Origin of the sequence: Parafrankia sp. Ea1.12, from assembly GCF_900465275.1 — a bacterium.
Classification (GTDB): domain Bacteria; phylum Actinomycetota; class Actinomycetes; order Frankiales; family Frankiaceae; genus Parafrankia; species Parafrankia soli.
The window spans coordinates 1-19155 of sequence record NZ_UBIZ01000437.1 but is presented as its reverse complement, the minus strand read 5'-3'; the positions used below and the strand labels follow the sequence as shown (position 1 = coordinate 19155).

The 19155-nt window shown below is 73.3% G+C and carries 15 protein-coding genes; 7 read left to right on the top strand and 8 right to left on the bottom strand.

From position 1 onward, the window contains the following. Positions 1-25: 25 nt before the first annotated feature. The 5 genes from FMEAI12_RS25755 (at position 26) to FMEAI12_RS25735 (ending at position 7052) form a co-directional block, all read left to right on the top strand. Positions 26-1183 (top strand): sugar ABC transporter substrate-binding protein, encoded by a 1158-nt coding sequence (locus tag FMEAI12_RS25755; RefSeq protein WP_083390861.1) that lies wholly within the window; start codon positions 26-28, stop codon positions 1181-1183. Between the two features lie 95 nt (positions 1184-1278). Continuing rightward, positions 1279-2061: an ATP-binding cassette domain-containing protein gene (locus tag FMEAI12_RS25750; RefSeq protein WP_071061785.1), complete on the top strand. Its 783-nt coding sequence runs from the start codon at positions 1279-1281 to the stop codon at positions 2059-2061. Then, positions 2058-3386 (top strand): sugar ABC transporter permease, encoded by a 1329-nt coding sequence (locus FMEAI12_RS25745; protein ID WP_112108137.1) that lies wholly within the window; start codon positions 2058-2060, stop codon positions 3384-3386. The genes FMEAI12_RS25750 and FMEAI12_RS25745 overlap by 4 nt, the downstream gene beginning before the upstream one ends. 429 nt (positions 3387-3815) lie before the next feature. After that, entirely contained in the window at positions 3816-5768 is a 1953-nt protein-coding gene (gene dxs / locus FMEAI12_RS25740; protein ID WP_112108136.1) for a 1-deoxy-D-xylulose-5-phosphate synthase, read from the top strand. A gap of 201 nt (positions 5769-5969) precedes the next feature. After that, on the top strand, positions 5970-7052 hold the full coding sequence (locus FMEAI12_RS25735; RefSeq protein ID WP_112108144.1) for a lysylphosphatidylglycerol synthase domain-containing protein: 1083 nt from the start codon (positions 5970-5972) through the stop codon (positions 7050-7052). A gap of 392 nt (positions 7053-7444) precedes the next feature. Here the strand turns inward: FMEAI12_RS25735 and FMEAI12_RS25730 are convergent, their stop codons facing one another. The 8 genes from FMEAI12_RS25730 to FMEAI12_RS25695 form a co-directional block, all read right to left on the bottom strand. Then, complete coding sequence (locus FMEAI12_RS25730) at positions 7445-8887, bottom strand: DHA2 family efflux MFS transporter permease subunit (RefSeq protein WP_368672107.1); 1443 nt, start codon at positions 8885-8887, stop codon at positions 7445-7447. A 210-nt stretch (positions 8888-9097) separates the two neighbouring features. After that, entirely contained in the window at positions 9098-9646 is a 549-nt protein-coding gene (locus FMEAI12_RS25725; RefSeq protein ID WP_235014490.1) for a TetR/AcrR family transcriptional regulator, read from the bottom strand. A gap of 133 nt (positions 9647-9779) precedes the next feature. After that, a complete protein-coding gene (locus FMEAI12_RS25720; RefSeq protein WP_112108134.1) occupies positions 9780-11948 on the bottom strand; it encodes a 3-hydroxyacyl-CoA dehydrogenase NAD-binding domain-containing protein in 2169 nt (722 codons plus the stop codon). After that, on the bottom strand, positions 11945-13162 hold the full coding sequence (locus FMEAI12_RS25715; protein ID WP_112108133.1) for an acetyl-CoA C-acyltransferase: 1218 nt from the start codon (positions 13160-13162) through the stop codon (positions 11945-11947). The genes FMEAI12_RS25720 and FMEAI12_RS25715 overlap by 4 nt, the downstream gene beginning before the upstream one ends. A 165-nt stretch (positions 13163-13327) precedes the next feature. Further along, positions 13328-14794 carry a ribonuclease D gene (locus tag FMEAI12_RS25710; RefSeq protein ID WP_235014487.1) on the bottom strand — a complete coding sequence of 489 codons (1467 nt, stop codon included), beginning with the start codon at positions 14792-14794 and terminating at the stop codon, positions 13328-13330. A 165-nt stretch (positions 14795-14959) separates the two neighbouring features. Next, the gene (locus FMEAI12_RS25705; RefSeq protein ID WP_235014484.1) at positions 14960-15622 is read right to left on the bottom strand and encodes a DUF3000 domain-containing protein; all 663 of its coding nucleotides are present in this window, start codon (positions 15620-15622) and stop codon (positions 14960-14962) included. A 233-nt stretch (positions 15623-15855) separates the two neighbouring features. Next, on the bottom strand, positions 15856-16125 hold the full coding sequence (locus FMEAI12_RS25700; protein WP_071061661.1) for a hypothetical protein: 270 nt from the start codon (positions 16123-16125) through the stop codon (positions 15856-15858). Between the two features lie 377 nt (positions 16126-16502). Continuing rightward, positions 16503-16910 (bottom strand): DUF3817 domain-containing protein, encoded by a 408-nt coding sequence (locus tag FMEAI12_RS25695; protein WP_112108143.1) that lies wholly within the window; start codon positions 16908-16910, stop codon positions 16503-16505. Positions 16911-17060: 150 nt separating this feature from the next. On the opposite strand from FMEAI12_RS25695, the gene hemE reads away from it, so the two are divergent. Beyond that, the gene (hemE, locus tag FMEAI12_RS25690) at positions 17061-18143 is read left to right on the top strand and encodes a uroporphyrinogen decarboxylase (RefSeq protein ID WP_112108130.1); all 1083 of its coding nucleotides are present in this window, start codon (positions 17061-17063) and stop codon (positions 18141-18143) included. Between the two features lie 226 nt (positions 18144-18369). Then, positions 18370-19155: protoporphyrinogen oxidase (hemG, locus tag FMEAI12_RS25685; protein WP_112108142.1), on the top strand; the 786-nt coding region annotated here is incomplete at its 3' end.

Sequence of the window (19155 nt, the reverse complement as noted above, 5' to 3'; positions counted from 1 at the left end):
GCAGCAGCGAACTCGGGAGGGGCGCGTGGCAGACAACTCGCTCGACGACGGGGTACCTCGGCGCGGTCGGATGCGCGGCCATGCGGGGAGACGGCGAGGTCGCCTTTTCGCGGCCGCGTCGGTGGCGGTCATGGTCGTGCTGGCCGCCGTGGGATGCACGTCGGACTCGTCCGATGACGAGGCGCCCCAGGGAGGATCCGAGAGCGGAACCATCGCGCTCCTGTTACCCGAGACCCAGACGACCCGCTACGAATCGGCCGACCGCCCCTACTTCGAGGCGCGGATGGCGAAGATCTGCCCCGACTGCAAGGTGCTGTACTCGAACGCCGACCAGGACTCGGCCGCCCAGCAGAACCAGGCCGAGCAGGCCATGACCAACGGCGCCAAGGTCCTCGTCCTGGACCCGGTGGACGGCGAGGCCGCGGCGGTGATCGCCCGCAACGCGCGGGACCGTGGCGTGCGCGTGGTCTCCTACGACCGGCTCATCCAGAAGGCGCCCGTCGACGCCTACGTCTCCTTCGACAACGAGAAGGTCGGCCAGTTGCAGGGCCAGTCGCTCCTCGACGCGATCGGCGACCGGGCCGGCGCCGGCAAGGTCATCATGATCAACGGCTCGCAGGACGACCCGAACGCCCAGCAGTTCAAGGACGGCGCGCTGTCGGTCCTGGAGGGCAAGGTGACGATCGGCTTCGACACGTTCACCCCCGACTGGTCTCCCGACACCGCCGGTCGGGAGATGGACCAGGCGATCACCACCGTCGGCCGGGAGAACATCGTCGGGGTCTACGCCGCGAACGACGGCATGGCCGGCGCCGTGGTCGCCGCGCTGCGCCGGGCGAACGTGACGCCGCTGCCGCCCGTCACCGGCCAGGACGCCGAACTCGCCGGGGTACAGCGCGTACTCGCCGGAGATCAGCACATGACCGTCTACAAGGCCATCCGCCCCGAGGCGGAGCAGGCGGCCGACCTGGCGCTCGCGCTGCTGCGCGGTGAGCCCGTCGACACGATCGCGACCGGGCGCGTCGACAACGGCAACGGTCAGGTTCCCTCCGTCCTGCTGGAACCGGTCGCGGTCACCCGGGACACCGTCGCCGAGACGGTGGTGAAGGACGGCTTCCTCGCCAAGGCCGACCTGTGTGCCGGCACGTACGCGACGGCCTGCGCGTCCGCCGGCATCTCCTGACCTCGCGTCCCGTCCCCGGGATCCGCGGTGAGCTGCTTTGCCGGCGGCTCACCGCGGATCCCCTCGTGGCTGTTCCTGGAAGGCACGGGCCCGTCATGTCCGATCTGGTGTTGTCCCTACGTGGGATCTCCAAGCGTTTCGGCGCGGTGCAGGCGCTCACCGACGTCGACCTGGACCTGCGCGCCGGGGAGGCGCTCGCCCTCGTCGGCGACAACGGCGCCGGCAAGTCCACGCTGGTCAAGTGCATCTCCGGCGTCTCGCCGCCGACCGGCGGGGAGATCTGGTTCGCCGGCCGCCCGGCACGCCTCGAGCGCCCGCAGGACGCGGTGGCTCTCGGGATCGCGACCGTCTACCAGGATCTCGCGCTCTGCGACAACCTCGACGTCGTCAACAACCTCTTCCTCGGCCGCGAGCGGCGCCGCCGGCTGGGCCGGTTCGCCGGCGCGCTCGACGAGATCGGCATGGAGCGCAGCGCGCTGGACCTCCTGCGCACCCTGGCGGTGAGCATCCCGAGCGTGCGCATCCCGGTGGCGTCGCTGTCCGGCGGCCAGCGGCAGTCCGTCGCGATCGCGCGCTCGCTGCTCGGTGATCCGGCGGTGGTCCTGCTCGACGAGCCGACCGCCGCGCTGGGCGTGGCGCAGACCGAGCAGGTGCTCGACCTCATCGTCCGGCTGCGCGAGCGCGGCCTGGCCGTACTCGTGATCAGCCACAACCTCGCGGACGTCTTCGCCGTGTGCGACCGCGTCGCGGTGCTCCGGCTCGGCCGCAACGCCGGCACGTTCGACATCGGCTCCGCCTCCCGGGAGGACGTCGTGGCCGCGATCACCGGCGCCGACACGGCCCACGGGACGGGCCGGGCGGAGGTGCGTTCGCGATGAGTGAGCTCGCGCCCGGCGCCGCCGAGCCCGCAGCCGGCTCCGCCCAGTCGAACCCCGCCCAGCCGGTTCCCGCCGCGGGGGCGGTCGGTGTCGTCGCGCCCGGGCGGGGTGACGCGGCGGTCGACCCGCGCCTGCTCTTCGCCGGCCCGGGCCTGCGCGGCCTGGCGGACTCGGCGCTGCGCCACGTGCGCGCGGGCGAGCTCGGCTCGCTACCGGTCATCGTCGGGCTCGTCGTGATCTGGACGATCTTCCAGTTCCAGAACTCGAACTTCCTCACCTCCTACAACCTCACGAACCTCGCACTGCAGGTCGCCGCGACCGGGACGATCGCCACCGGCGTCTTCCTCGTCCTGCTGCTCGGCGAGATCGACCTGTCGGTCGGCTGGGTCAGTGGGCTGTGCGCGTCGGTCATGGCGGTGCTGTCGGTGCGCCACGGGTGGGCGCCGGTTCTGGCGATCGTGGCCGCGCTGGTCGTCGGCGCCGCCGTAGGTGCCCTGCAGGGCAGCCTGTTCGCCGTGTTCGGCGTCCCGTCCTTCGTCGTGACGCTGGCGGGCTTCATCGCCTGGCAGGGCGTGCAGCTCAAGGTGCTCGGCCGGGACGGATCGCTCAACCTGCCGGACAGCGAGATCACGAAGCTGACGTCCACCTTCTTCACCGACGCCACCGGATGGGTGATCGCCGGGATCGCCGTGGCCGGGTATGCCGGTGCCCAGCTCGCCGAGGTCCGCGGCCGCCGTCGGGCCGGGCTGCGGCCCCGCCCGATCGCGGAGGTCGCGGTGCGGATGGTCGTCGTGGGCGGCGCGCTCATCGCGGCGGTGGCGATCCTCAACGACGACCGCGGGCTGCCGCTGGCGCTGCTGATCTTCGGCTGCCTGGTGCTGCTGGTGGACCTGGTTTCGCGGCGCACCAGCTACGGCCGCCACCTGTACGCCGTCGGCGGCAACGTCGAAGCGGCGCGCAGGGCCGGCATCAACGTGCGCGCGCTGCGCGTCTCGGCGTTCGCCGCCGCGTCCTGCCTGGCCGGCGTCGGCGGTGTCCTCGCCGCCGCGCGGCTGACGAGCGTCACGCAGGCCTCCGGCGGCAGCGACACGCTGCTCAACGCGATCGCCGCGGCGGTGATCGGCGGGACGAGCCTGTTCGGCGGGCGCGGTCGAGCCTGGTCGGCGCTGCTCGGCATCCTGGTGATCGGTTCGATCGCCAACGGGATGGACCTGCTCGGTCTCGACCAGTCGGTCAAGTTCATCATCACCGGGTCGGTCCTGCTCGCCGCGGTGCTTCTGGACGCGGCCGCGCGCCGGGGGAGGCAGGCGAGTGGCCGCGGGTGAGCCGCCCGAGTCCCCAACGGCGCTGACCGTGTGTAATCGCGAGCGAGCCGATCAGGGGTGCCCATAACGGCCGTTCACATGTGACGGCGACGTGACAACAAGATGACAGACCCAGCAGCGTTCGTGCGAAGGGCCCGCCGGCCCGGGAAAAAAGCCCCGCCGGCGGGCCCTTGTGGCGTCGGGAGCGGCCCGGCGTGGGGCCGCACGCCAGGCCCTCCGACGCGTCATGCCTGGTTCCCGGGCTCTCTTCACCGACTACTCGTCGCACATTACCGACAACGGGGAGGTGGATTCTACCGCGACCCGGCGAAATATCTGACGCTCTTCGGGCAGCTCACATGTCGGGAGCCTGTCTGCGGAGCCCGGGGTGCCCTGCGTAGACTTTGCCGGACCCGGACCGATCCCCTTTCGGGGGAGGGAGAGCACGCCGTGTCGCTTCTGTCGACGATCGACAGCCCGCAGGACGTCAAGCGCCTCGACCATGAGGAGCTGGTGACGCTCGCGGCTGAGATCCGTGATTTCCTCATCCACGCGGTTGCCCGCACAGGCGGCCACCTAGGGCCGAATCTGGGCGCTGTAGAACTGACTCTCGCAATCCACCGAGTGTTCGATTCACCATTCGACCGTGTCCTCTGGGACACGGGCCACCAGTCCTATGTTCACAAGATTCTGACCGGCCGCCGGGAGCAGTTCGACCGCCTCCGTCAGCGCGGCGGGCTCTCCGGCTACCCGAGCCAGGCCGAGTCCGAGCACGACATCATCGAGAACTCGCACGCCTCCACGGCGCTGTCGTACGCCGACGGGCTGTCCCGCGCCTACGAGCTGCGCGGGGAGAACCGGGCCGTCGTCGCGGTCGTCGGCGACGGGGCGCTGACCGGCGGAATGTGCTGGGAGGCGCTGAACAACATCGCCGCCAGCGACCGGCAGGTCGTCATCGTCGTCAACGACAACGGCCGGTCCTACTCACCCACCATCGGCGGCCTCGCCGACCACCTCGCGTCGCTGCGCCTGGCGCCCGAGTACGAGCAGGTCCTGGACGTCGTCAAGCAGGTGCTGGGCCGCACCCCGCTCGTCGGCGCGCCGCTGTTCGACGCCCTGCACGGCATCAAGAAGGGCATCAAGGACGTCGTCACCCCGCAGGGCATGTTCGAGGACCTCGGGCTGAAGTACGTCGGCCCGGTCGACGGCCACGACGTGGTCGCCATGGAGTCGGCGCTGCGCCGGGCCAAGGACTTCGGTGGCCCGGTGATCGTCCACGCCATGACCCGCAAGGGCTTCGGGTACCCGGCGGCCGAGCAGGACGACGCCGACAACTTCCACGCCGTCGGCGTCATCGACCCGCTGACCGGTAAGCCGAAGTCGGCAGCCAAGGGCGCCACCTGGACCTCGATCTTCTCCGAGGAGATCGTCCGGATCGGTTCCGAGCGGCCCGACGTGGTCACCATGACCGCGGCGATGCTCCAGCCGGTCGGCCTGAAGTCGTTCGCCAAGGCCTTCCCGGACCGGGTCTTCGACGTCGGCATCGCCGAGCAGCACGCGGTCACCTCGGCCGCCGGCCTGGCCATGGGCGGTCTCAAGCCCGTCGTGTGTATCTACGCGACGTTCCTGAACCGCGCCTTCGACCAGGTCCTCATGGACGTCGCCATGCACCGCCAGCCGGTGACCTTCGTGCTCGACCGCGCCGGGATCACCGGCGAGGACGGCGCGTCCCACAACGGCATGTGGGACATGTCCTTCCTGCAGGTCGTGCCGGGTCTGGCGATCGCCGCCCCGCGTGACGCCGCGACCCTGCGCGCCGAGCTCGACGAGGCGGTCTCCAACACCGACGGCCCGACGGTCGTGCGTTACCCCAAGGGCAAGGTCGCCGCGGACTCCCCGGCGATCGACCAGGTCGGCGGGGTCGACGTCCTCTACCGGGCGCCGGCGGCCGCGCGGCACCGCGAGGTGCTGCTCGTCTCGATCGGCGCGATGGCCCCGACCTGTCTGGACGTCGCCGAGCGTGTCGCCAGCCAGGGCATCGGCATCACCGTGGTCGACCCGCGGTGGGTCAAGCCGCTCGACCCGGCGCTGGTCGACCTCGCCCGTGACCACGACCTCGTCGTCACCGTCGAGGACAACGGGCGGGTCGGTGGCGTCGGTGCCTGCGTCGCGCAGCTGCTGCGGGACGCCGACGTCGACGTCCCGGTGCGTGAGTTCGGGGTCGCCCAGCGCTTCCTCGACCACGGCAAGCGCGACGACGTGCTGGCCGAGGTCGGCCTCGCCCCGCAGGACCTGGCCCGCAAGGTGATCGAGGCGGTCGCCAAGCGCCAGCACGCCCTCATGGGCGACGAGGTCGGCGCGGACGAGTCCAACCAGACCCCCGCCGGCGGCGGTCAGGCCTGACCGGCCGGGCCTGACCGGCAGGGCCCGCTCGGCCGGTCACGACCGGCCGGGCCTGGACCGGCCAGGCCTGACCGGCGCGGGGCCGGGTCGCGCCCGTGTGCGCCCGGCGCGGGTGCCGTCCGGTGGACGCCTTAGGCTGACCCGGTGAGTCGGCGTCCCGCGCACCGCGAATCCCCGTCCGCCATGGCTGGCGGGGACGTCGTGCGTGGGCCCGCCGTCGCACCGGCGGCGGGCCCCGACGAGGCCCGCCCGGCGGAGGAACCGGCTGCCCCCGCCGCCCGTCGGGGCGTGCGGTGGTGGGTGGTCCGCGCAGCCCTGGTGCTCGCCGCCGCGCTTCTGGTCGTGGCGCTGGTCGGCCAGTGGAACGACGTCCGGGACTCGCTGGGCGACCTGACCGTTCTCGGTGTCGTCGGCTCCGGCGTGGCGACGACGCTCGCGGTCGGCGCCACCGTCCTGTCCTGGCGTGCCGTGCTCGCCGGGCTCGGTGCGCTGCTGCCGCTGCGCGCCGCCGTCCGGATCTTCTGCGTCGGCCAGATCGGTAAGTACATTCCGGGCAGTGTGTGGCCCGTCCTCGCCCAGATGGAGCTCTCCCGCGACTACGGGGTCTCCCGGCCGAAGTCGGCCCTGGCGAGTCTTGTGGTGCTCGCGCTGGCGGTGCCCTGCGGCGGTCTGGCTGCGGCCGTCACCCTGCCCTTCTCCTCCCGCGACGCGCTCGCCGACTACTGGTGGGCGCTGGCGGTGGTGCCCGTCTTCGCGGTGGTGCTCTACCCTCCGGTGCTCGCCAGACTGCTGGCGGTCGCGTTCCGGCTGCTGCGCCGCCCGCCGCTGACCGAGCCGCTGACCGCCCGCCCCATCGCCGTCGGCGCCGGCTGGCTGCTGGGCAGCTTCGCCTGCTACGGCGTGGGGACCTGGCTGCTGGTCCGTGACCTGCAGCCGGAGGTCGGCGGCGCCCGGCTGGTGGCGCTGTGCGTCGGCGCCTACGCCCTGGCCTGGACCGCGGGCTTCCTGGTGCTCGTCCTGCCCGCGGGCGCGGGCGTGCGCGAGGCCGTACTGGTGCTTGCCCTGGCCCCGGCGCTGCCGAGTGGCCCGTCGACGCTGATCGCTCTTGTCGCGCGCCTGCTCGCCACGGTCGCCGACATCGTCTGGGCGCTGGTCGGGGTGGCGCTGCGCCCGCGTGGCGAGGCGGTCGCCAGTAGGCCGGAGGACCTCGCCGGGTCGGGCCAGGCCGGCCCACGGGCCGGGGGCGCCGCGGCCGTCGCCCAGCCGGCGCCGAGTAACCGCTGACCCGCGCACCGGCGTGGGAATGTCGCCGTTCCGCACCGTCAATGATCGGAAGCGTGACCGGTGAGGTGCCCAGAGCGATGTCCTCCGTATTCGGATCATCGATCGGGTGTCCTACGGGCGGAGTTCAGGAAACTGTGGCGCCCCAGCTTTTTCGCCGGAGGTGACGCTCAGCGTTGAAGCGGCCGGTGATGCTTTTGTCCTGGGGGGCTTCGGCGGCCTGATGCGCCGGGTGGGTTTTTGTCGGTGGCCTGTTCCGACTGATGCCGTGAACCGGGGCGAATCGGTGGGATCCAGCTACTGATCGCGCCGCCGAGTATCGATTCTCCGCAGGCGGGCGCAAACGACGTCCGGGTACGGATCACCGTGGTCGGTGATCCGTACCCGGACCCGCTTCAGACGGACGACGGCCGGCCGACCACGGGCAGGGCCCGGGGTGCCGCGGGCGTGGCGGCTGCCGCGGGCGTGGCGGGTGCCGCAGGCGTCGCGGATGCTGCCGTCCTCGCGGGCGCTGCCGTCCTCGTGGGCGACGGCAGCAGCGTGGCCACTGCCGCGGCGGTGAGCAGGACGGCCGCCCCCACCCACAGCGCGGGCCGGGTGCCGTCCACGAACGCCCCCGGGCTCCCGTAGCCGCCGTTCGCGGCGAAGACCGAGGCCAGCACCGCGACCCCCAGGACGCCGCCGAGCTCGCGCATCGCGTTGTTCGTGCCGGAGGCGAGACCCTCCTGCTCCGCCGGGACCGAACCGAGGGCCACCGACGCGACCGGAACGAAGAACAGCGCCATGCCCACACCGGCCAGGACGAAGGGCGGGACGAGCCCGGCGTAGTCGGCCCCGGTGTCCAGGATCGTCGCGAGCCAGGCCAGGCTCACGGCCTCGATCGCCATACCGGCCACGATCAGCGGGCGCCCGCCGATCCGATCCGAGAGCGGTCCGGCGATCGGGGCGATCAGCAGGGGCATCGCCGTCCAGGGCAGCGTGCGGATGCCGGCCTCGAGGGGCGAGTAGTCGAAGACGTTCTGCAGGGCCTGCGCCAACAGGAAGATCGACCCGAACATGCCGACCGAGAACAGCAGCGACACGGCGTTCACCGCCGCGAACCCGCGGCGGCGGAACAGGGCCATCGGCAGCATGGGGCTCCCGCCGCGCCGGGCCACGCGCCGCTCCCAGGCGATGAAGGCGCCGACCCCGGCCGCGCCGGCCAGCAGTGACGTCAGGACGGCCGGGCTCGTCCACCCGTGGCTCTCACCGCGGACCAGCCCGAGTGTGACGCCGAGCAGCCCGGCGGAGATGATCGCGACCCCCGGCAGGTCCAGCCGTCCGGCCGGCCCGCGGGACTCCGTGAGCCTGCGCAGCGCGAGCGGGACCGTCACCAGGCCGATCGGCACGTTCAGCCAGAAGATCCACTGCCAGCTCGCCCCCTCGGTGATCGCGCCACCGACCAGGGGCCCGACGGCCACGGCAAGCCCGGACATCGCCCCCCACACGCCGAGCGCGGCGCCCCGGCGCTCGGGTGGGACCGCCGCCGACAGCAGCGTCAGGCTCAGTGGCAGGACCAGCGCCGCGCCGACGCCCTGCATGGCCCGGGCGGCGATGAGCGCCTCGATGGACGGGGCGAGCGCCGCGCCGAGGCTGCCCAGGGTGAACACCCCGAGCCCGGTGGCGAACACGGCCCGCCGCCCGAGCCGGTCGCCGAGTGCGGCGCCGGTCAGCAGCAACACCGCGAACGGCAGCGTGTAGGCGTTCACCACCCATTCCAGGCCCTCCAGGCCCGCCCCGAGGTCGTCGCGGATCTGGGGAAGTGCGGTGGTGACCACCAGGTTGTCCAGGGCCACCATGAACGCCGTTATGGACGTCACGACGAACGTCCAGACGGTGGCGGATCGCTTGTCGGTCACGAGTTCCCTCCAAGGTCTTGAGTGCTCACTACCTTCGTTGGATAGTGATTGGTCACTAGATTCGTGGTGTGGGCGAGGGTGCGGACAGGTGGAACGGGTGCGAGGGAGGCGAACGCGGGTCTGGAACGGCGTGGGCCGACCCAGGCCGGTCTAGCTGCAGATCTCCCGGGCCCAGCGGTCGCCGATCTCCTGCAGGTTCATCGCGGCCACGACGTTGAGCAGCATGCCGTGCCCGAAGAACGTGCGCAGTTCCTCGTCGTCGCATCCGCTGACGCGTTCGACGGTCTGCCACAGGTCCCGGAAACCCTGCCGGGTGACCTCCTGGATGTCCGGGTCACCGCAGGAGGCGTAGCTCTGCATCTGCATGAGCAGGTAGGTGCGGTCGGTGAGCAGCTCGTCGTAGGCGGACCCGATCGCCGTCAGGGCGTCGGCGCCGACCAGGTCGCCCGCCGCGGTCTCGAAGCGTTCGCGAGTCAGGGTGAAGGTGGCCCGGACGGCCGCCAGGAACAGTTCCTTCTTGGTGGGGAAGAGTCGGAACAGATAGGGCTGGGAGATGCCGGCACGGCTGGCGATCGCCTCGGTGGACGTGCCGGTCAGGCCGCCCAGGGCGAACTCCTCGACGGCCGCCGCGAGCACCACCGCGCGTCGTTGCTCCGCGCTCATCCGGGTGCCGGCGCCGCCGGTTGTCCTTGGGGCCACAACCTCAAGGTAGTGGTCACTCAATAACCAAGTCAAGGAGAATGTCGGCCCGGAGCGCGGCGGATCCGAGCGGCGGCCTCGGACGGGCACTCCGGGCGGGCAGTGCCGGTGTCCGCCCGGAGTGCCCGTCCGATCAGGCGACGGTGGCGACGCCCGGAGGGTTGAAACGGCGACCGGTCACGCGTTCGCTGATGCCGGTGCGGTCCAGGTACGGGGTGATGCCGCCGAGGTGGAAGGGCCAGCCGGCGCCGAGGATCATGCACAGGTCGACGTCCGCCGCCTCGGCCACGACGCCCTCGTCCAGCAGGAGCCTTATCTCCTGGGCCAGCGCCGAGAGCGCCGCCTCGCGGACCTGCTCGGGCGTCATCGCCGCGCCCTCCCGAGCGGTCGGCGCGGTGCCGTCGTCCATGCTCCGGACGAGATCGGCGACCTCCGGGTCGACGATCTGCTCGCCGCCCGGTCCGGCCGTGTAGAAGCTGCTCTTCCCGGCGGCCACGACCCGCGCCAGGCCGTCCGGCGTGCGGAACCGGTCGGGCATGGCCTGGTGCAGGGTCCGGGCCACGTGCAGTGCGACCGGCGGGCCGACCAGCGAGAGCAGGACCAGCGGCGACATCGGCAGTCCGAGCGGGTCGAGCGCGCCGTCGGCCTGTTCGATCGGGGTTCCGGTCTCGGTGGCCGCGAGCACCTCGCCCATGAACCGGGTGAGGAGGCGGTTCACCACGAAGGCCGGCGCGTCCGCGACCAGCACCGCGTTCTTCTTCAGCTGCTTCGCGACCTGCAGCGTGGTCGCGATCGCGGCGTCGTCGGTCCGCGGGGTGCGGACGACCTCGACCAGGGGCAGCACCGCCACCGGGTTGAAGAAGTGCAGCCCGGCGACCCGCTCCGGATGGGTCAGGTCGGCGGCCATCTCGGTCACCGAGAGGGCCGAGGTGTTGGTGAGCAGCAGCGTCTCCGGCTTCACCACGGACTCGAGCTCGGCGAGCACCGCCTTCTTGACCGACATGTCCTCGAAGACGGCCTCGATGATCAGGTCGGCGTCGGCGAACGCGTCCTTGGTCAGTGAGCCGGTCACGGAGGCCTTGAGCCGGTTCGCGCGGTCGTGGGAGATCCGCCCGCGCAGCAGCAGGTTGTCGATCTCGCTGTGGACGTGTGCGACTCCCGCGTCGAGACGCGCCTGGTCGAGGTCGGTGAGGACGACCGGCACCTCCAGCCGCTGGGCGAACAGCAGCCCGAGTTGGCTGGCCATCAGCCCCGCGCCGACCACGCCGACCTTGGTCACCGCTCGGGCCAGCGAGCGGTCGGGCCCGCCGACCGGCCGCTTGGCGCGCCGGTTCACCAGGTCGAAGGAGTAGAGCCCGGCGACGAGCTCCTCGCTGGACCCGAGATCGGCCAGCGCCGCCGTCTCGGCGGCGTACCCCGTGTCGGCGTCCGCGGTCTCCGCCAGGGCCATCAACTCGAGGGCGCGGTAGGCGGCCGGGGCCGCGCCGTGCAGCCGGGCGTCCGCGAGGACGCGGCCGCGCTCCAGCGCCGCGGCCCAGGCGGCACCCCGCTCGACGGGACGGCGGCCCTTGGCCGGGTCCACCTCGCCCCGCAGCACCTGGCCGACCCAGTGCAGCGCCTCCTCGAGGAAGTCCGCGGCATCCAGCAGGACGTCACCGAGGCCGAGCGCGAACGCCTTGGGGCCGCGCAGCGTCCGGTTCTGGCTGAGCGCGTTGTCGATCATGATGGTGACCGCGTTCTCCGGGCCGACCAGGCTCGGCAGCAGCTGGGTGCCGCCCCAGGCCGGCACCAGACCGAGGAAGACCTCGGGCAGCGCGATCGGCGCGGCACCGGCGGAGATCGCCCGGTAGTCGCAGTGCAGCGCCAGCTCCAGGCCGCCGCCCATCGTGGCGCCGTTGACCAGCGCGAAGGTGGGGACCCGCCGGTCGCCCAGCCGGCCCTCGCCGACCCGGCGCAGCGCGGTGTGCCCAAGCTCGCCGAGCGCGGTGAGCTTGGGCCGGACCTCGGCCGGGTCGGTCAGCGACGACCGGTAGGAGAGGTCCGCGCCGGCGCAGAAGATGAACGGCTTGCCGGTCACCGCCACCGCCGCCACCGGCGGGTCGTGGGCCTCGATCTCCTCGACGGCGGTGAGCAGCGACCGCAGCCCGCCCGGGCCGAAGGTGCTCGGGCGGGTGTGGTCCTGCCCGTTGTCCAGGGTGATGAGCGCGACCGGGCCGCTCACGCCGGGCAGTTGTGCGTACCGGACATGGGCCTGCGTGACGACCTCGTCCGGGTGTTCCAGGGCCATCGCGGCGCTGCTCATGCTCCTTCTCCCGTTCGGCCGAAGTGCGGGTTCTCCCAGATCGTCGTCGCTCCCATGCCGAAGCCCACGCACATCGCGGTCATCCCGTAGCGGACCTCGGGATGCTCCTCGAACTGGCGGGCCAGCTGGGTCATCAGCCGCACTCCGCTGGAGGCGAGCGGGTGCCCGTACGCGATGGCGCCGCCGTAGGGGTTGACCCGCGGGTCGTCGTCGGCGAGGCCGAAGTGTTCCAGGAAGGCGATCACCTGCACGGCGAAGGCCTCGTTCAGCTCGAACAGGCCGATGTCGTCGATGCTCAGGCCGGTGCGGGCCAGCGCCTTCTCCGTGGACGGGATCGGCCCGACCCCCATGACCTCGGGCGCCACACCGGCGAACCCGAACCCGACCAGCGACATCTTCCGGGTCAGGCCGAGCTCGGCGGCGACGTCCGCGGCGGCGAGCACGCAGCCGGTGGCGCCGTCGTTGATGCCCGCGGCGTTGCCCGCGGTGACCCGCCCGTGCGGCCGGAACGGTGTCCGCAGCCCGGCGAGGCCCTCGACGGTGGTGCCGGGCCGGGGCGGCTCGTCCGCGGTGACCAGCTCCCAGCCGCTGTCGACGTGCCGCGCGGCGACGGGGACGAGGTCGGGCTGGATCCTGCCGTCCGCGTACGCCTTGGCGGCCTTCGCCTGCGACGCGGCGGCGTACGCGTCCGCCCGGGCCCGGGTGATCCCCGGGAACCGGTCGTGCACGTTCTCCGCGGTCATGCCCATGACCAGCGCGGAGGAATCGACGAGACGCTCGGAGACGAACCGCGGGTTCGGGTCCACGCCCTCGCCCATCGGATGGCGCCCCATGTGCTCGACGCCGCCGGCGATGGCGATGTCGTAGGCGCCGACGGCGATCGCGGACGCGGTGGTGGTCACCGCCGTCACCGCGCCCGCGCACATCCGGTCGATGGCGTAGCCGGGCACCGACTCGGGCAGCCCGGCCAGGATGCCGGCGACCCGGCCGATGGTCAGGCCCTGATCGCCGATCTGGGTCGTCGCCGCGATCGCGACCTCGTCGACCCGCTCGGGCGGCAGCGCGGGATTGCGCCGCATCAGCTCGCGGATGACCCGGACCACCAGGTCGTCGGCCCGGGTCTCGGCGTAGACGCCCTTGGCCTTGCCGAAGGGAGTGCGTACACCGTCGACGAACACCACGTCACGGATCGAACCCTGCGCGCTGACGAACACCACCGGCCTCCTCGACGCCTCACCCGTGGGCGGCACGTGCGCGGCCCGCGGCAGACGGTGTCGGGCCGGCTGCCCGCAGTGGCGCCGGACCGCGACGGGAACAGCCTACGGCAGGAGTTACCCATGGGTAGGTAAGGGTCGGTACGTACCGCGCGTGCGGCCGGATCAGGACGCGGCGGGTTCCCCACCGGACGGCGGACGGCCGCCGGTCCGCCGCGTTCTCGCCCGCGCGGACCCGCCGCCCGCCGCGGCACCGGTGCCGCGGCCGGCCGTCCCGGAACCGGTGCCGCCCGCTCCGCCGCCGGCGGTCTCGCCGCCGGTGGCTCCGGGCACGGCGGCGGTGCCCGCGGGCGGGTCCACCAGGGCCGCGGCCACCGCGGCCGCCGTCAGCTCGACCTGCCAGGGGCGGGCGCCACCCGTGGTCAGCGCGGCGGTCACCGTCTCGGTGTCCCGCGTGGCCGGGGGAGCCCAGGTGACCCGGCGGGCGAGTGCCGGCTCCAGCAGGTTCTCCACCGGCATGCCCTGATCCTCGGCGATCGCGTTCAGCGCCGCGCGCACACGGGCCAGCCGCGCCGCCGCCACGGGGTCACGTTCCGCCCAGCGGTTCTGCGGGGGGAGGCCGTCGCCGCCCGGGCCCGCGGTGCTCGGCAGCTGGTTCTCGGGCATCTCGGCGGCGGCGCGCAGGGCATCCATCCAGGTGGTCGCCGAGCGCCGCATCCGCTGCCCGGAGAAGATCGGCAGCCGGGTCAGCGCGGCGGCGTCCTCGGGGACCTTCAGTACCGCGTCCATGATCGCGCTGTCGGGCAGCACCCGGCCCGGCGCGATGTCGCGGGCGCGGGCGACCCGGTCTCGGGCCTGCCACATCGACCGGACGGCGGCGAGCTGGCGGCGGCTGCGCGCGCGGTGGATCCCGCTCGTGCGCCGCCACGGCTCGGCCCGCGGCTCCCGCGGCGGAGCGGCGGCGATCGCGCCGAACTCCTGCCGGGCGAACGCCATCTTGTTCTGCGCGACCAGCTCGCTCTCGAGCTGGTCGCGCAGCTCCACCAGCAGCTCCACGTCGAGAGCGGCGTAGCGCAGCCACGGTTCGGGCAGCGGGCGGGTCGACCAGTCGGCGGCGGAGTGCCCCTTCTCCAGCCCGAAGCCGAGCACCCGCTCGACCATGGCGCCCAGCCCCACCCGTTCGTAGCCCAGCAGACGGCCGGCGAGCTCGGTGTCGAACAGCGTCTTCGGGCGCAGGCCCAGCTCGGCCAGGCAGGGCAGGTCCTGGCTGGCGGCGTGCAGCACCCATTCAGTGTCGCCGACGGCGTCCTGCACGCCGCTCAGGTCGGGCAGTGCGATCGGGTCGATGAGCAGGGTGCCCGCGCCGGCCCGCCTGATCTGGACGAGGTAGGCGCGCTGGCTGTACCGGTAACCGGAGGCGCGCTCGGCGTCGAAGGCGACCGGGCCGGTGCCGGCGGCCAGCCGCTCGGTGGCGCGGGTGAGGTCCTGCGGGTCGTCGAGGACGGGCGGGACGCCACCGGCCGGCTCCAGCAGCGGGATGGGTACGGTTGCCGACTCTTCGACAGCGGCGGCAGCATCGATCGCCGCACCCTCACTGACCTGGTGCGTTGAGTCAGGAACCGTCGACGTCACGATCGGCGATGGTACGTGTGAATGACCGGCCTGGCAGCCCAGTCGGCCGAGCAATCGCACTAATTATACGCTTCGTGTTCGATGGTGGCTCCAAGGTAGTCGTCGCGGATGCGCTCCGTTGACATTCCCGGTGCGCAGTGTTCGGACGGGGAGGTTCGGATCTGCTCAGGCGCGGCGGGCAGGTAGCGGTACGACCCCGGAGAGACGCGGCGGCAGCCCCGCCATCGCGGCCAACAGGTCGGCGAAGGAGTGCAGGTGCGCGGCAGCGTCCGCCGGGTCCCACGGCGCCGCCCCGTCGGCCCCGCTGTGCGGCGGCTCCGGCACCGTCGGGTCCTCGGCTTCCTCCACCGATCCTGCCCAGCGTGGTGACCAGGAACACCGGAGCTCGACGTCGAAGTTGTCGCCGTCGGTGGCGAGCACCCCGAAGCGCCGGGACGAGGTGGTGGTGACCGTCCCGCCGAGGGCGCCGAGCTCGGCGCCGTGCGACTGCAACGACTCCCGCAGCCACGACCAGGCGACCCCGGGCAGCAGCGGGTCGTCGGCGACCTCCGGGTCCACCGAGGCGCGCGCATAGCAGACGATCCGGGTGGTGCCCTCCCAGGCGTCCTGCCCATCGGGGTCGAACAGCAGCACGAACCGGCCGGAGGCCGCCTCGTCGTCACCGGTGAGGCCCCCGGCGAGCGCGAACGCGTAGGGAGCGATCCGGGCGGGCGCGGGGATCTCGCGGACGGCGACGTCCGGCCGCAGCTCCTCCAACGCCGCCCGCAGCGCCTCGGTGGCGGCCACGAAGAGCGCCGGAGCGTCGCTCGGTGCCCGCGTGCCCCCCATGGCGGCAACGTTAGGGCGTGCACCTTGGTCGCGCTGGCCGGACGTCGGAGAGTGCCGCTTAGCGCCCTCCGGGTGGGAACGGGCGCTTCGGGTCAGCGGGGCGAGCCGTGCCGGCACGGCCTGCTCGGGCGGCTGCGCCGACGCCGGGCGTGTCCCGCCGAGCGCCGCCGGCCGGCCGGCCGGGACGAACGGGTCGCCCGGGAGGCCTGGATGTGGTGCGGGACTGTGCAGGCTCACGCCACGGCCCTGGAATCGGATCGGCCGGCGCCGCGGCGCGCGGTAACGGTCACGACGGTCACGGGCCGGTCGGCCCCGGCACCCGCCGGTGGCACCGCGGCGGGCGCGGCGCCGACGAGAATCGCGTGGCCGCACACGACACAGGCACGTTCCGGGCAGTCGGCGCTGTGGCCGTCCTCGCACGGCGGTTGCTCGAACTGTTGCTGTCGCGCGCATCCCGCGCAGTAGCGGATGTGATCGTCGGCGCTCACCAGGACCTGGTCCACTCGCGTATCACTCCCCGGGCACGGCTGCGTCGTTCGCGTGGTAGCTGCGTCGTTCGCGTGGTGTCAGCCTGCGGGCGGGTGTGGCGTGAACCTGACCGCGGCGCAGCCCCCCGCGGGCCGCGTCAGCGCGCCGTCCAGCCGCCGTCGGCCGGTCGGTCAGGAGGCTGAACGCGGGACATCGCGGATTGTTGCCGCCTATTCCGACCGGTCTGACGGTGCCACGGGTAGGGCGGTTCTCCGCGCATTCTCACCGGCGTGTCGCGTGCGGCCGGCTGTGCGCGGTGCGGGGCCGACGTTCCCTCGGGGGTGGAAGGAGGTGGTTCGTCGCCGCCGGGCGGGTGACCTCGGCGTACGGGTGACCCAGAGCGCCGGCGAGCTCAGCTCGCGGGCGCGGAGCTGGCGCGCCCCGGGGAGCCGCCGTGCCCGGACGTGCCGTGCCCGGCCGCGCCGTCGGATGCCGGGGCCGGCTCCCGTAGCCAGTGCCGCTCCACGAAGAACGGCGCTACCGGCAGGACGGACGCCCCGAGCGCGAGCAGAGTCCGCTTCACCGGCCACCGCCGCAGCGACCCCACGTACAGGACGAGCAGGCAGTACGCGATGAACAGCCCACCGTGGACCGGCCCGAGGATCTTCACGCCGATCTCGTGGTCGGCCCCGTGCTTGACCGCGGTCGCTATCAGGAGCAGGAGGAAGGAGGTCGCCTCGGCCAGGGACACCGCGCGGGCGGCGCCCATCGGCCACGCGCCGTCCCGGGTGGAGCCGTCCTGAATGGAAGGGTCGGTCATCGGACACTCCTCGACGTCGCTTGCGGCCTCGCCGTGCTCTGACATCGCCGGACGCGTTCTCCAGCCTGACTTCTACTGCGAGTAGAAGATATCGCACACAGTCGTGTGCCCTGCGCGGCATCTGTCCGCCGGGCGTGCAACGATCGGGCCATGTCCCTCGGAAGTACCGCCGTTGCGCCGCCTCGCCCCGGGGTCTCGCCCCGACGTCCAGGTCTCGCCGCGACTTCGCCGTTCCTGCGCGCCGCCGCCGGGGACCGCCCCGACAGCGTGCCCGTGTGGTTCATGCGGCAGGCCGGCCGGGTGCTTCCCGAGTACCGCGCCCTGCGCGCCACCACCGCCATGCTCGATTCCTGCCGCAACGCCGACATGGTCACCGAGATCACCCTGCAGCCGGTGCGCCGTTTCCGGCCCGACGCCGCGATCTTCTTCTCGGACATCGTCCTGCCGCTCGCGGCCGTCGGGGTGGACGTCGACATCGTCGCCGGGGTCGGGCCCGTGGTGGCCCATCCCGTCCGGGCGCCGTCCGACCTGGACGTGCTGCGCCCGCTGGAGCCCGGTGACGTGCCCTACGTGAGCGAGGCGGTGGCCTCCCTGGTCCGCGAGCTCGGGCAGACGCCGCTGATCGGTTTCGCCGGTGCGCCGTTCACCCTGGCCAGCTACCTGATCGAAGGCGGGCCGAGCCGCAGCCACACCCGCACGAAGGCGCTCATGTACGCCGAGCCGGTGCTGTGGCACGACCTGCTCGGCCGGCTCGCCGACATCACGGCCGCCTTCCTGCGGGTGCAGGTCGACGCCGGCGCCGACGCCATCCAGCTGTTCGACTCGTGGGCGGGCGCGCTCAGCGAGGACGACTACCTGCGCTACGTGGCTCCGCACAGCACCCGGGTCCTCGCGGCGTTCGCCGACGACGGCATCCCGCGCATCCACTTCGGGGTGAACACCGGGGAGCTGCTCGGCGCGATGGGCGCGGCCGGCGCGGACGTCGTCGGGGTCGACTGGCGCGTCCCGCTGGACGAGGCCGCCCGCCGGGTCGGCCCCGGCCGTGCCGTGCAGGGCAACCTCGACCCGGCCGCGGTCTTCGCCCCGTCCGACGTCCTCGCGGCGAAGGTCCGCGACGTCTGCCGCCGGGGTGCGGCCGCTCCCGGGCACATCTTCAACTTCGGGCACGGCGTGCTTCCGGAGAGTGATCCGGGCGTGCTGGCGCACATCGTGGACCTCGTCCACCAGTTCTGACAGCGGGGCGGCAGCCACCGACTCGCCAGGCCCGCGCACGGGGCCGTAGGCCGGTCCGGGGCCGCTCGGCGGTGCCCGCCACCGGCGTGGCACGGCCGCGGGCGAGACTGGAGCCGGCCGCGGGACTCGGGCCGGCCCGGCCAGGTGAGGTCGGTGGAGCCGTGGGCCCAGGGCCCCGATCCGGGGGCGGCCACACGGGGACGGCGTGAAGGGGCTGGGAGAAGACGTGCGGGTTGTGATCATTGGAGCGGGTATCGCGGGGCTGTCCGCCGCGAGCGCGCTGGCGGGCAGGGCCGAGGTCACCGTGGTCGAGGCCGGTGACCGCATCGGCGGCAAGCTGCGCACCACCCCGATCGAGGGGCTGGCGGTGGAGGAGGGCGCGGAGGCCTTCCTCGTCCGCGTGCCGGAGGCGCTCCGGCTGGCCCGGCACATCGGGCTCGGGCACGACATCGTGCATCCGACGACGACCAAGGCCTCGCTGTGGGTGGGCGGGCGGCGCCGTCCCATCCCGCCCAACACGATGCTGGGGGTCCCCACCGACGTGCTCGGCCTGGTGCGCTCCCGGGTGCTCTCGCCCTTCGGGCTGCTGCGCGCCGCGGCCGACCTGGTGCTCCCGCGCACGACCCTGCCGACGGACCCGACGGTCGGCGGGTACGTCGGCGCCCGCGTCGGGCGGGAGATCGTGGACCGGCTGGTGGACCCGCTGCTCGGCGGCGTCTACGCCGGGCGGGCTGACGCGCTCTCGCTGCAGGCGACCGTCCCCCAGCTCACCCCGATCGCGACCGAGGACCGCTCGCTGCTGCTCGGCGCGCACCGCGTCCGGGCCCGGACCGGACCGGCCCCGGCGCAGACGCCCGTGTTCGCCTCGCTGCGCGGCGGCCTGGGCTCGTTCGCGGAGAAGGTGGCCAGCACCAGCGGTGCCACGGTGCGGACCGGGCTGATGGCCCGGGAGCTGCGCCGGGTCGAGGGCGGCTGGCAGGTGCGCTGCGACCCGGTGGGCGGCGGTGAGGTG

Coding starts and splice junctions, on each gene's coding strand:
- FMEAI12_RS25750 (WP_071061785.1), top strand. CDS start 1,279: ATGTCCGATCTGGTGTTGTCCCTACGTGGGATCTCCAAGCGTTTCGGC.
- FMEAI12_RS25745 (WP_112108137.1), top strand. CDS start 2,058: ATGAGTGAGCTCGCGCCCGGCGCCGCCGAGCCCGCAGCCGGCTCCGCC.
- FMEAI12_RS25730 (WP_368672107.1), bottom strand. CDS start 8,887: ATGGTGGCCCTGGACAACCTGGTGGTCACCACCGCACTTCCCCAGATC.
- FMEAI12_RS25720 (WP_112108134.1), bottom strand. CDS start 11,948: ATGAGCAGCGCCGCGATGGCCCTGGAACACCCGGACGAGGTCGTCACG.
- FMEAI12_RS25705 (WP_235014484.1), bottom strand. CDS start 15,622: ATGGGGGGCACGCGGGCACCGAGCGACGCTCCGGCGCTCTTCGTGGCC.
- FMEAI12_RS25695 (WP_112108143.1), bottom strand. CDS start 16,910: ATGACCGACCCTTCCATTCAGGACGGCTCCACCCGGGACGGCGCGTGG.
- hemE (WP_112108130.1), top strand. CDS start 17,061: ATGTCCCTCGGAAGTACCGCCGTTGCGCCGCCTCGCCCCGGGGTCTCG.